Here is a 13,338-nt window from a genome sequence, read left to right on the forward strand (position 1 = left end):
AAAATGCGCAATTCATCCGGTTCAGTATGTTTGAACCTCTCGCCAATCACGCGGGTAGCTCTCGCCGCCAACAGCCGGAGTAAAGTAGTTGTCGTCTGCAAAAAAGAACCTGTGGCACTGGCTGTCTACAAAGCCGGGCTTGCTCCTGGCCCTGTTGCTCAATGTCATTCAGAGCTGGATCACATACCGCTTCTTCGGGATAGATGCATCCGCGATGGCATACCTGATGGGCGCTTTTACCGTCTTCATCTTTTTAGTCGACAACCGCGACGACCGCTTTCTCAAAGGTTTCTTTCTGATTGCGTATGGCGTGATGATCCAGTTTTCCTACGACTTGGTATTCAAACAAGCATTGGAAGGCTCGCACTGGGCAGATAACGTCAAGATGCTGCTCATGATGATTACGATCGGTTCTACTGGGGCAGGCGGAAGCTTAATCGCCACGCACAGTGATCGCAGCTCAACCGACCAGGAATCCAATACCAATCAGGCCAATGGTGAGGCGGCTTTCAGTCGACTCGATACACTCGAACGTCAGGTGCAGGGGCTGGATCGCAAATTGGACCGATTGATCAAACAAGCGGGGCTGGCGAGCGCTTGCCTGTTGTTCGCCGGGCTGATGCTAATCATCTTGCTGTTAGCACGCTGAGTCAGTGCGCAAATGTCGCTGCAATCGGAGACACAGTCGCGCCGGGGCTGTGAGTCAGTCCGCCTCAGCACGCCCACGGCGAGACTCAGATGGCTAGACGGCGTTTGAAATTCTCTAGCCAAGTCTTGGCCATTGCCGAATAGGGCGCTTCTGGCGCAGCTGCGGCCTTGAGTTCCTCCAGCATGCGGTCACGTAGCAGCCGCAGCCGTGTGGCAACACCGGCTGCTGGCGTTCCTCGTAGCTGAAGCGCGGCATCTGGCGCCTCCAATGCGTCGATCGAGGTGGCCAGGTCAATGATGAGGTCGCCAAGAAACTCCATGCTACGCAGGACACGATTGCGGTCTTGCAGCAGCTTGAGACGGTTTAATCCGTACACCTGGATTGAAACTGCACCGCGCTGTTGCTGCTCTGGGGAACCGGTTGGCACGATCAATCCCGTGGGGTGCGCGGGATCAACGCTGTACAGCAGATGAGCGGTTGGATCGTCATTGCAGGGATTGAGGAGCAATGGCTGCTCCCTGGAGAAGTCCGTACCTTCCGCGGTAGTTCTTACCCCGCCAGCGGCCAAGGGAAAGCTGTTTTTCTTTCCTGCTTGGGTCAACGTCGGAGAGGTGCTGGCGGCCAAAACGGCCAAGCTTGAGGACGCCTCCACAATCACCTGACCGCGCTTGCGATTGCAGTCGATGCATGATGGCAGCAGGTTTTCCCACTGCATGGCGATCCACCAGTAACCGCCATGGGTGGCAGCCTCGGTGACACCCCCCTTCGGCCGATAATGCTCGATATCGACCGGCGCCGAGGCGGCATAATAGGTCTCACAGTAAGCACACTTGCCGTGAAACATTTTCTCCAAAGCCCGGCGGACATCATCCCCCTTGTAGGCCGTGTACTCGAAACTCTTCTTTTTTTTGCCAGCCGGCGCGGGGGTGGCGCGGTGCACGCGTACTCGCGCAAGTTCATCGCTACCGGCGGCCCCAAGTTGAAGGGAGGCGGGAGTAGGAGCACGCTGGACCTGACGCATGATCACAAGCCCTCCAATGCGGCGAGGATTTCGTCTTTGGCCTTACGCCGTAACGCATGCAATGCCTCACTACTCGCGGCGCGTCGCCGGGCCAGGTACTCGGCGACAGCCTGCTGCACGAGCCGATGTGCCTCGCTTGAGCCGATGGGCAGGGCACCGTTTATGTCGCGTTGGAAGCCGCTCAACATCTGCTGATCATCGATACTCAAAAGTTCGCCACGGCTACGCTTGGCCATCAAGTCGGCAACATTGGCCAGATGGCGATCGGTGTATGCGTCGTCGGTGGAGAGCATCTGGAAAAAATCCGAAGTGAGTAGCTGCTCGAGCCGAAGTTCCGCCACCGGCGGAAGGCCGGAGATGCTTTCGATGGCGATCGGGAATTGACTGTCCAGCCGAGCCTCCGAAGTGGCGATGCGTTGCACCACCGCGACTTCACCGTCTGCCATGCCGCGCAAACACAACGGGTCATGCGTGGTCACAATAAAGGTCATGTTCGGCAGGGCCGCGCGCAGGCGAGACATCACCAGTACTTTCCAACGCGGATGCAAGTGGGCCTCGATTTCATCAATCAGGATTACCCCACGTGCTGCCTGAAAATTCTCGAATCCAGGATAAACTCTCGGATTCATCAGCCCTTTGAAAATGTCGCAAATCATTGCCAACATTGACCGATAGCCAGAGGAGACGGCGTGAAGCGGTGTGTGGTTGAAGCGTGTTGAACCGTCCAAATCGGTCACGGTGGTGACCATGCACAATGCGCCGGTTGCCGGCATGCGTTGAATGACTTCGAATTCACCATCGATTGCCAATACATCGCGCAGTGTGCGAATCACCATGTCGAAGCGATCTTGTTGGAGCCTGCTTAGCCAGGGCTCGGGATTGGAGAGCGGATGACCGTCAAACAGACTGCGCACATGGGTATGTGCAGTCGCACGATGGCTGGTCCGACCGTATCGACGAAAAGCACCGTAGGCAAAGACAGGGACCTGCTGGTTGCCCAGATCGCTGTCGTGGGTGGGCTGTTGCCGGTCGATGCCCAATTGAACCCAGCGTTGGTTGGTCAGTTCGATTCGAATGTGGGTCTTCGCCCTCTCCCCTGACTGTTCAACGCCGAGCTGAGTAGGGTCAATTACCATGTCAGCCCAGGGTACATTGAGTGCGCTGCGTACCGCCGAAGGGACGAGGGTCAAGGCGATGGCTTCCAGAATAGAACTTTTTCCAGTGGCGTTTTCACCCAGAATGACCAACGAGGGAGCCAGTGCTCCATGGTGCTCCACAGGGTTCGCCGATGGCTCGTTAAGCCTGAGGTCCAGACGTTCAATAGCTTTAAAGTTACGAATTTGAATAGCAATCACGGCATCCTTTGCCGGGGGCAGGCGCCGGACCTGCGTGCCATGGGCGCGAAGATACGAATCCTCACGCTGCAGCAGGTGGCGCGCCTGATCCAATAGCGCTGCGGCATTGGGGATCGCAGCCCATTTGTAAAGGGCAGGGCGCACACGCTCGACAGCCAAGTGCCGCCCGATGCCTTTGATCGATAGATGTTCGAGCAGGCGCCTCAGCAGTAAATACCACGTACCCCCGAACTCCAGGCTCTTGAAATCAACCAGCGGGTCAATGTTCTTGAGCTCTCCTGAAACCACGCACGTGTAAAGAGCTTCCAAGCGCCTTTGATAAACCTGATAGCGTTGATCGCGGCGCTCCCCGCGGTTGAGGTCGAAGATGGCAATGGTTTGCTCGCCGCGCGGTGTGCCTGCCAACAATTCACCGTCGAGTGTGGGGATCAAGTGCTTGGCAAACTGTCGCTCCTGGGTGGGATCCAGCAGCAAGGGCTCCTCTTCGGGCGAACCAAAAGGCCAAAGCCCTTTGCCACTGGTGACATACGCCTGAACTTGGTCCAGCGCTGGTGGCCGGCAGCGCGCTCTGCGAACTGGAAACTGCGGCTCAATCGGCATGCAGCCGTGACAGATGGGCAGCAGGTTCTGCCACGCGTCGGCAAGCCACAGGTAATAAAGATGCGCGTCACTGGAGCGCGCAACTGGCAGCGCGTTACCTGGCGGACGGAAGCGATGAATGACCAGCGTAGCGCTGGCTTCACAGAAAACGCAGCGCTGCCCGCTCATGTCGGCCAGCGCTTCCAACAGGTGCGGCTCTTCCGGGCTAAATCCGATGGCCGGCACGCTGGTTTGCGCCCGTCGCTGAGGCTCCAGCTGCCAAAACTCCAGCATCGCTTTTCGCGACGCCTGGGCTTGGGGGGAGCTGAGAGCGGCTGGAGGAGTCATGGGGCGGTCAACGTACTGCATTGTCGACCTCCAATACCGGGGAGAGGAGGGTGCTGGTCCGAATGAGACGACGCGCAGCGTGAGCGACCTCCTCGATGCGCCATGGTTGCATATCTCCGTCAGTGGTTGCCCGGCTGACAGCACACGCACGCATGTAGGTGCAAAAATGCTGAACCGGGTGTTTTTCGGCAAGTTCGAGAATCGCACGGTAGGTGATCTCAGAAGATTGCTCTTGGAGCATGCCGAAAAGGCGTTCGCGCGCGTCCTGAGCATCATCACGTACCGTTGGGGAATACACCCCGCCTCCGGCCCGATTAAGGTCGTTCTTCACTCGGATGACGCTGTGCATCAGGAGGTACAGCTCTTTCAGGTAAGTTGGACTGTTGAAGCCGCCAATGCTCAGGACTGCATCACGTCGACCTCCCAATAGCTCTACGCTGAAGGTTTCGCCGAAGCGCTCGGCAGCAGCTCGGGATAACTTTCTCAGGGCTGTTTTCAATGCCGGAAGCGACAATGTCGGGTCGGCGTCGGTACGGACCGCGTACCAAACGGGCAATTGCTCGCCCGGCGTCGCAGGGTTGCTGATCTTGTCAAACGCCAGCCCGGCGATCTCGGCCGCTGGTAAGTTGTCATTACCGATGATGCGCCGGCTGTAGCGCAGGCATTCAAGGTTCAGTACCTGATGGTTCATCAGCCATTGCTTAAGCAACGGTGCCAGCGTTGAATGCAGTACGGGCGCGTGATAGACCACATCGTGCAAGACATAGAAAGAACGCTGCTCCGGCTGGCTGGTGGACAATTCCCAGTCAATTTCGCGGTAGAAGAATGCGGTCGCCTCAGGCAGATGCTGTCGACAGAAGCTATCAAACCAGAAAGGAAAACCATTGAGCTCGAAGAGCGCGTAGCGCAAGGCCGACTCCGCTTCCCGTGCGTCTAATTTGGCAATGTGTTCATGGTTCTGCAGTTCAATGGCGAGGCCAGTCAACCCGAACATGACCGCAGCGGGAATACTGTTCGGCTCTGCGCCTTCTGAGCGTAAAGTGGGTTGGTAGGCTCGCCAGAAAGCGATGGCTGCATCCCGATAGGCTTCGGCAACCGCCAGGCCAAACTCCGGGATCAGTGCGCTCCAGTCACTGCCATCAAGCTGCGTGGACGATCCGGAGGCGTCACGAATATGCTCCATCAGATGAAACTGAAAGTTACTCACCTCGCTCGGTTGCAAGCCAGGCGGGTGACGCACTAGATCGGGCTTGGCCTTGAGGCGCTCGACAAAATGTGTCCACTGGTTACTTTCTCGTTTTTGCTGTCGCGCATGCTGGCGACGGTACTTTCTTTCCTGTTCCTGAAAGCGCACGAGTGTGGGATCCGGTTTCGGGTTGAGCAGTGCAAGCAGAGTTTCCTGCAAAGCAGCATGGCCATGCGTAGTGGCCAGCAATTGCTCACGCCAGAGTGTAGGCTTGCCATGGTCATTGAAGGTGCGATAGGCCCTTGCGAGCGCGACAAACTGGTCGTCTTCTAAAGGTCGCTGCCTAACCCAGTCCAGAATTCTGGGGAAGCTGTCCGCAGCAAATGCCCAGAAGTGCCATGAATAGCTAACCAGCCAATCGTCCTTGAGGCTTTGATTCCTGCGTGCCTGCCGCGTGCGGCAGTCCTCGATGCACCTCCAAAACAGCGCGTCGTTCAGCTCTGGCCACGCGGGAACCAAGGTCGTCAATGCGCCTTTGATATCGCCCAGTTCGCTACCGTGCCACTGCATAAGCTCAGGGGCCGCCGCAAGAACTCTCAGGGTCGTGGAGGACATGGCGGCTGGAGCCCGCTTAGCGATTAAGTGCTCTACGCATCGCAAGGCGATTGGCATTAACCAGTAGTACGCTTTCGAAAGCTCGCACTCCCCACGCTCCAGATGCGGCTTTTTCTGGAGGTAAGTCAGCAAACCGCTGGCAAAAGCGTGCAAGTCATCGGCTGACGTGGATTCTGAACAGCCCGCCAAGCGGTTGACGAAATCCGTCAGGTTGCCAGCGAGCCCACTGGAGTCGTAACGTTTGTAGTCCACCGATCGGGCAAGTGTTTCCAGAATAAGGTCAATCGAGGCTTTCTGTGGCGGTGCATACGCGACCAACTCGGCAAAGACCGTGCGGGGTATCTCCCCCCCGCTGTCCAGAATGGCTCGCCAAAGCTCGTTGAGGCGCTCGTTGTCCGCCAAGCACCCAACTGCGCGTACTGCTACCAGTCGAGCATAGTGACCGCGTTGAGGGTCCGCAGCAATACGGCTAAGTGGCGCAAGACTCTGAGTCATCTTTCCTTGCCATACCAGGCGTCCCAGAATAAACATCACCCGGTCATCTTCGAAATGCTTTTCGATGAGCTGAAGTGTGAAGGGTTCCAGCTCGGGGGTGGCAATTCGCACGATTGCACTGTTATCCAGCCCTCTGAGCGACGCACGCGGGTCTGTGATCTGTTCAATTACCCGTTTTAGAGTTGTCTCGCGCTCAATGAGGGGCAACGCTGCGGCGTCTCCGCCCTCAACAACGACTTCTGGGTAGTGCGCAATGACTCGCTCACGGATGCGTTCGTCGAACAAAACCAGCCAAGGCAGGAGAGGGCGCAGGCGTGCACTCAAAACCGTCAGCCCATAGCGTGAGCGAAACATCCAGTTCTCGATTTCATTGCGATTAGTGTCGGTACCCAACTGCTGGTGGATCCAGCGCGCGGCGAGTAATTCCCGCACCTCGCGATGACGGAAACGCACTTCTCCGTAGACCGGCTCACCGAAAAGCCCGCTGGTGAGCAGAGCATGGAGCTCGGCCGCAGACCATTCGGGCAGCAACACCATCGGGTCGATGCCTTCACCGGTTGTTGTAGCTTGCAATCGCACGTTAGCGACGCCAGTCAGGACTACCGCGATGGCAAGCAATTGGGCGCCGTCCTGCAGACGTGTGAGCGTTAGCGAAGGTGTACTCAATTCTGCCTGGCTTAACTGCCGGGTAACACTTTGCTCCAGGATGTTCAGCCGGCTCCCCAACACCTGATCGGTTTTCCAGGCGTGAATCAGGTCGCGTAAGTCGAACGGTAGTTGTGCCAACGTGAACAGATTACTGCGTTCTAGTTCGTGCAAAAACGTCGAGCTATTCGGCACTTCGCTGCACTCAGCGAAAGTCCGGATGTCTTCGGCCGATAACGCGGTCATTTGGTAAACGTTGAGTGTGGGAAGAGGCTCTTCGTTGGTGTGCGCGGTAAACCGTTGTGCAGTGACTTGGTCTGCGATCAGACTGACACTGGGCTCTTCTTGTTCACCCTCAAGCGTGATCATGTCAGCGTGAAACGGCAGAATTGCTTCAAGCAGTGTACGGTCTCGCTGCGGGCGCCAGGCATACGGGCGGCTCGACACATAAATGTGCGCGCGATTGCAAGCCAATCCCACTCGACCGGCAAAATTGCGCAGTGCTTGTTCGAATACCCGCGCCGCTGTGAGGCGAATTTCATCTACAGAATCGAGGAAAAACCAACCTTCATCGGAACTTGCTTGCCAGCTGAGGAATGCCTCTGCCGACCCTACTTCGAAAGCCTGCTCAAATTGCTCCGAGAGGTCTTCGATACGGATAAAAAACGCAGCTTTACCCTGGTCTTTCAGTCGCCGTGCGGCCCCTTCCAACTCGTAGGTTTTCCCGGCGCCAGCTTCGGCGAGAATGACCACACGGTATTCGTCGAACAACTGTGCCCATGTCTTGACGTCAGACGAAGCGCTTGGGAGCAAAAGTTCTCCAAGTGGAATATCGTCCTTCTGATAGGTTTCCGGGACAAGGCGGAAACCCCGATTGAGTGGTACCTGGGGCATATGGCATCCCTGCAATGAAGGTTCAAAGTTTTCTTAGCGGTGTGCCTTATCAGTTGGCTGGCATTTCGCCGTGCGCCCGTGTGGTTTTGAGGTATGAGCGCAAATGGGGCCTAGCCGCCGACTCTGCATCAAGACCGCGAAGCTCGGTCCGACGGATTTCACCGTTTGGTAAATAAACCAGGAGGGTGTCGTCGCACACCTCGTACTCCGCGTAGTGGGTAACGCCTTCATGGATCAAAGAGAACTGCTGCACCATCCGACTCCTGATGAAAATAGAAGAGCGCTAGCGTACGCTCGCTGCAACTCAACACGATTGGACCGGGCGACGCCAACAAATCAGGTCAGCCCTCGTCGCAAAGCAAATGGCCACTATAGAGGGTGGTATCGCGCCCGAGAAGCTTCGCTCTGCTGCAAATCTGATCAGCGCACGTGAGGGTGGAACGAGGCGTAACCGACCGAACTGTTGCCAGGGAGGACTATGGATGGTTGGCCAACGCCCAAGGTCCGACGTGCGGGCTCACTTTTTTCCCCAAGAAGCGATTGCCGAAGTCTTTCTCACGCTTCTTCATTGCAGAGCGAAGATGAGAGCGATTTATCTCGTAGTTGATCAATCGTAGCGTTCGCTCCGTCGGTGGCAGATCAGCGCCCATTTGGTCAACGGCCATCCAGGTCCATGCACGACGGTCTGCCGAAGCGCAAAACAGTAACCATGCTCCATACGCTGATTCAGCATCAGCGGCGCTCCAGTAGACCTCCCACCAGTGACGAGCGCAGGCTTCGGTATGGCGCAGCAACGCATTGTCGCTAGAGCGTGTAGTTGGTTGATCAACAAACCCTTCTGGCCAGTTGAGATCGGTAGGCAGACGGTTGCCGCAACTGAACCCTTGCAGGCGAGCCCCACGCTGCTGCCGCCAGGCCAACGGCGAGCTCAGATCGGCTTGAATAACACTGGACAGCCATGCGTGTCCCTGATTGGTGTAGGCGCAGATGCTGAGGTCCAATAGCCCAGCGTCGGTGTTGGTTGCCTTGATATCGAGCACCGCATCCAGCAGGGCTTGCGCGGCCGGCGACGCAGGCACGCGAAACAGCAGGTGCAACAAGTCGGGGACTTCGGCTTTGCCGAGGAAGCGGGTGCTCATGTTCTGGTGTAACTGCAACCAAAGCGACGCTGCACGATTTGCATCCCGATGGAATAAGGCCTCGCAAAGGGCCAGATAGAAACCCTCATTTAACCGAACGCGGCGGAGGAAGTCAGTGGAGCTGTCGGCCGTGCCACTCAACCACCGTTTGATCACTGCGGGACAGTGGTCGATGATCACAAGAAAATCGGCAGCGTCGAAGTCCTGCAGGTAGAACTGCGCACCGCGTCGGCGGGCGTCTCTGACTCGCTCGATGGTACTGTCGATTGCGGCTTGTCGCGCCGCTACCTGGGCTTCGGAGTTCGCCGCCATCATCTGCTCAAGTGACAGATTGGCAGAGTCTAAGGATTCAGTGACCGAGAAGCAGGTGGGCGACTGCTCTCGATCTTCCAGACGCACGGACAGCGTGCAGGGGGAGGGCGCACTGTCATGGGCCGTCAACTCCAGCACCGTCGAAAGTAACTCGCTAACCATGTGCGAGTCTGCGGCAGTCGCTTCTCGCTGGTTCAGCGCTTGCAGCAGCAGCCATGGAGCAGCTTGCTGGCAGACCTGATCAAACGGCCAAGCAGTGGAAGCTGCCAGCACGGCCAATGAGCCCCAGTGCGAGGCTTCAACTGCGTCTTCGTGGTGCCATTGCCACTTCGATTTTCCTAAGTATTGCCCGAGGCGTGCTGCGTTCGACCGAAAGGCTACCTGGAGAAGAGGGGTGCGCGCATCGCCTTCGGTAGCTGCCAGCTGATGCTCCAACCAATTCCAGTCAAGCGAACGAAGGTTGGGCTGCAGACTGAGCACGGCCAGAAAGTCGCTGATGTGTTTTTCCGAGCCGAACCGGTAACGCAGCAACAGCTTACTGATTTCTCCAGGCGAGAGCGGCATGACCGCTTTCAACATGTCGGTGTAGAGCACCGGCAATGCTGCATCAACGACCATCTCCGCTTGCCGGTAAGCAGAAAGCCCTGACATTTCCATGGTCAGTAAAAGGCTGTCGATTGCCACCTCGTCATTGTCTGTGTAAGGTCTCTGGCCGCGAGCTTGAGACCGGGCCCGGCGGACGGCAGCTGCAGCGTAAGCGCTGTTGTCGGTGAACAGCAGTCGCTCTCGTTGAAAGGCGGCCAGGGCCAGGTACAGTTGATCAGCCGGTCTCGCTGGCAAGGACGCGAGCTTTTCCCGCTGCTTGGCCACCAGTGCATGCGGGGCGACGCGCGTCATCGCAGCCAGTGACCGCTCGAAAAAATGGTCGGTAGGGGTCGGCGCACGCTGGTTATCAAGCTCCAAGACCTCAATCGCTGCAAGACTGTCTGCTGCCTCGTCTTCAAATGCGGCTGGCACAGTGAAGGCGGGATCTGTCCAAAACAGCTGTGCGCGGTCGACACGCGTGCGCATGGGCAAGCTGTGATCCAACAGCACCTGGGTACTGTGTTGCCGCTGCAGCGGGTAAAAGCTTCGGCCCGGATCACGGAGGTAATCCTGTTCGTAATCGGCCTTGTCCAGTGATGGATTGCGCTGCGTGGCCAGGCGCTCATGCTGCTCAACACCCGACAACCAGAGTAATAGCGCCGAACAGCGTGCGCCTAGTTGAGGGTTAATGCCTGGTTCGTAGCGCCAGTAGCAGATCCGGTCCGCCGCTGTCTTAAGCTCAATGGCTGTACTGAGAAAGTCGACGCCGTTGAGCAAACACAGCCACTTGAGCTCGTCCCAGACCTCACTGCGACCGCGGATCGCCAAGTTCAAGGCCGCGAGCTCAAATAGCGGGCGGGCATCAGTGAGCGGATAGCCTTCCAGCAACAGGGGAATCATGCTGAGGTGGTGAGTGGCGACCTGCGAAACCAGGGTAATAGATAAACCCAGAACCTTCAGCGGACCATCGATATCGACGCCGACCCTGTCCATGACACGTTTAGCTCGCGCGTCATCAGACTGTAGGTGGCGTCGCTGTTCAGATTCAACGTCCCGCGATACTTGGCTAAGCCACGACTGGACGCGACCCAGAATGGCAGCGCGAAGGGTCATGTCAGATCTTGACGTTGACCGCAGTGCTTCGACAGCCCACAAGCGTGCGGTCCGCTGTCCTGCCTCGCCTGGCCGTTCTATTGTACCCAGTAACGAATCCACCAAAGGCCCGGCGATGCGACGCAACTCGCTCGCATGCTGACTGGGGAGGTTTTGAGAGGACAACCATTCTGAAACTAACGCGGTAGATACCTTGAGCGCCGTCGGCTGATCACGTTCGACCATAATGGAAACTGCGGCACGTAGAATCTCTGAGCGCTGATCCAACCCTGCGATGGGGTCGAGCCAAGTATAAGCTTCGTGCAAAATCCCTTCTTGACCAATCTCACCACATTCGTCGAGATGGTGTAGAAGCGCCATACCCAACGCGTGCTGTATCAGCGGACCTGTGAGCTTCACCGCTGTCAGGGAAGATTCGACAAAGCGTGAGTCGAGGATATCACTCATGCGCTGGGCCACCTCAGACGGGCTAAGATCGGCGCGTCCCGTGCTGCTGGCCAAATCATTCAGGGTGTAAAGGCGAGGTGCTGTACGTTGCTGTTCGGCAACCGTTTGCAGCCACTGACGCCACTCCATCTCATTGAAGGACCGTCCCGCGCGATGACCAAAGCTGTCGCGCCCATACTCCCAGAGCAGCCGATGCACAGTCACCTGCCCAACATCGATCAAGCGTTCACCGAAACGAACCACCAGGCTAAATAACCGCGGCGTTTGCGCAAGTGGAACCAAATCCTCATGAAGAGCATCTCGATTTAGCCCCTCAGCAGCCAGGCGTTGATCCAATTCGCCGCCAGCTACGCCATCGTAGACGCCAACCTCGATGCGTTGTGGGGCAGACACCAGCGCACGCAGGCGATTAAGGGTCTGCTCATAATGATGCTGACGGGTTGTCAGCACTACCCGGACTCGCCCAGCGAACGTGGGAGTCTGCAGCAACGCGAGGAGGGCAGCCCATTTCACTGCTGGCTCCTGGTTGATGCCATCGAAGAAAACCAGCAGCGCCGGTTCATGCTCGGTCGGAAGTTCCAGCAGCCGGTCTATCCGCCGGTGCCAATGCTCGCGGTCGCGGGTCTGTGTGACCTCGAACATCCGTTCTGCTAGAAGACGTTTGATTGCCGTTTCAGAAACATCATTAAACCCGGACATGGCGTTCGAAGGAATTACCACGACCATTGGCAACGCTTCTGACTCACTGACGAGCCAGTCCAGCACCGCCCAGGTTTTACCATTGCCCTCGAGTCCCAATACAACACCAGGTGCGTTGGCGGCGTTAGGATTTCGCCACCATCGATTCAGGGCGCCATAGCTTGCATGCCGGCGAATGGTGGTGATACTGGCGCCGCCCGCCGCATTCTGGCCCAAGGCCGCGGTGGACACGGATGGAGAGTTCCAAAGCGCGCGTAACTTTTCAATGGCGAGGTGGCGCAATCGCTCATAGCCCGCACCCCATTGCGAGAGGTCACGTTTGAGTCGTGATAGCGTGACTGCGGCATCTCCTTGAAGCGTGGCCGCCAATACTGCCGCCTTATCGCCGGCGTATCTGCGCACCACTTCAGGTGCGGCACTGCACAATGCGGCCAGGGCAGGGAAGCCATCGGCCTTCCAGTCGATAACAACGATTGGCACCCCGAGCTCGTCCGCTAAGCCTGCAAGCTTCAGCTCTAGTTGTTCAGACGCTTCGCGCGTGGCCGCGAGGATCCAGCTTTCTAGCGCAGCGTCCGTAGCCAACGCCTCCAGCACCTCACCGAGCAGTTCGCGCTCACTAAGCGGGGTGTTATCACCGTAACGCTTGCACTCGATACGCAAACGACGGTTCTGCCGACCCGAGGTTCCGGCGTCACCGCCATGTTGAAAGCCGGTTCTTGCTACGGCAATACCGATATCTAGAAGCTCACTCAGCAGTGACGCGACCATGCGCTCAAATTGCCCAGGTGTCAGTTCACGTTGCAGAATCGTGCGCAGCTCGGCGAGATGACCTTGCGGGGTAGCGGGGCGCACAGACATTATGGGGATAGCCTTGTTAAGGGGACTGAAAGCCTTGAGGGCATCGCTACTCATGGCATTTCCTCAGCTTATTATCAGTGGCCACCACTTGGCCAGCAACGTATCGACTCTCTGGCACTCGCCGCGCTCGTAGGAAGGTGGTGGCACACGCTGGTAGCAACCATTTCCACTTCCGCTATGAGCGAACAAGAACTGGCTGCGAGCGCCTCGACAAGCAGGATCTGCAGGTTGCAGCTTGCTAATGGGCCAACCGGGGTACTGCTGGTTATCATGGCGAATGCCTTCAACGACAACTAGAACATCCACACACATGTCAGCATCGATATCATACGCCGCGCCACATCCAGCACTCTCATACCTCTCGATCGATCAGATTTGCGAGATGCACGCCCTTTTCA

The 13,338-nt window shown here is 57.4% G+C and carries 5 protein-coding genes; 1 reads left to right on the forward strand and 4 read right to left on the reverse strand.

The genetic code is table 11. The features are described 5' to 3' along the window. Nucleotides 1–88 precede the first annotated feature (88 nt). Entirely contained in the window at nucleotides 89–649 is a 561-nt protein-coding gene (locus tag ACLEJW_RS12550; RefSeq protein ID WP_440777648.1) for a hypothetical protein, read from the forward strand. Nucleotides 650–734: 85 nt separating this feature from the next. Here ACLEJW_RS12550 and ACLEJW_RS12555 read toward each other — a convergent pair whose 3' ends face one another. The 4 genes from ACLEJW_RS12555 to ACLEJW_RS12570 all read right to left on the reverse strand — a co-directional run bounded on the left by ACLEJW_RS12555 (nucleotide 735) and on the right by ACLEJW_RS12570 (nucleotide 12,994). Further along, on the reverse strand, nucleotides 735–1,670 hold the full coding sequence (locus tag ACLEJW_RS12555) for an HNH endonuclease (RefSeq protein WP_440777649.1): 936 nt from the start codon (nucleotides 1,668–1,670) through the stop codon (nucleotides 735–737). Nucleotides 1,671–1,672: 2 nt separating this feature from the next. Then, entirely contained in the window at nucleotides 1,673–3,973 is a 2,301-nt protein-coding gene (locus tag ACLEJW_RS12560; protein ID WP_440777650.1) for an AAA family ATPase, read from the reverse strand. Then, on the reverse strand, nucleotides 3,960–7,787 hold the full coding sequence (locus ACLEJW_RS12565) for an NACHT domain-containing protein (protein ID WP_440777651.1): 3,828 nt from the start codon (nucleotides 7,785–7,787) through the stop codon (nucleotides 3,960–3,962). The genes ACLEJW_RS12560 and ACLEJW_RS12565 overlap by 14 nt, the downstream gene beginning before the upstream one ends. Before the next feature lie 476 nt (nucleotides 7,788–8,263). Beyond that, nucleotides 8,264–12,994 (reverse strand): hypothetical protein, encoded by a 4,731-nt coding sequence (locus ACLEJW_RS12570; protein ID WP_440777652.1) that lies wholly within the window; start codon nucleotides 12,992–12,994, stop codon nucleotides 8,264–8,266. Between the last annotated feature and the right edge of the window lie 344 nt (nucleotides 12,995–13,338).

It is taken from the genome of Pseudomonas sp. SMSB3 (genome assembly GCF_052041965.1).
Classification (GTDB): domain Bacteria; phylum Pseudomonadota; class Gammaproteobacteria; order Pseudomonadales; family Pseudomonadaceae; genus Aquipseudomonas.

What these genes read in the sequence shown, in the direction of transcription:
- ACLEJW_RS12555 (WP_440777649.1), bottom strand. Translation starts at nt 1,670, where the DNA reads ATGCGTCAGGTCCAGCGTGCTCCTACTCCCGCCTCCCTTCAACTTGGG.
- ACLEJW_RS12560 (WP_440777650.1), bottom strand. Translation starts at nt 3,973, where the DNA reads ATGCAGTACGTTGACCGCCCCATGACTCCTCCAGCCGCTCTCAGCTCC.
- ACLEJW_RS12565 (WP_440777651.1), bottom strand. Translation starts at nt 7,787, where the DNA reads ATGCCCCAGGTACCACTCAATCGGGGTTTCCGCCTTGTCCCGGAAACC.
- ACLEJW_RS12570 (WP_440777652.1), bottom strand. Translation starts at nt 12,994, where the DNA reads ATGAGTAGCGATGCCCTCAAGGCTTTCAGTCCCCTTAACAAGGCTATC.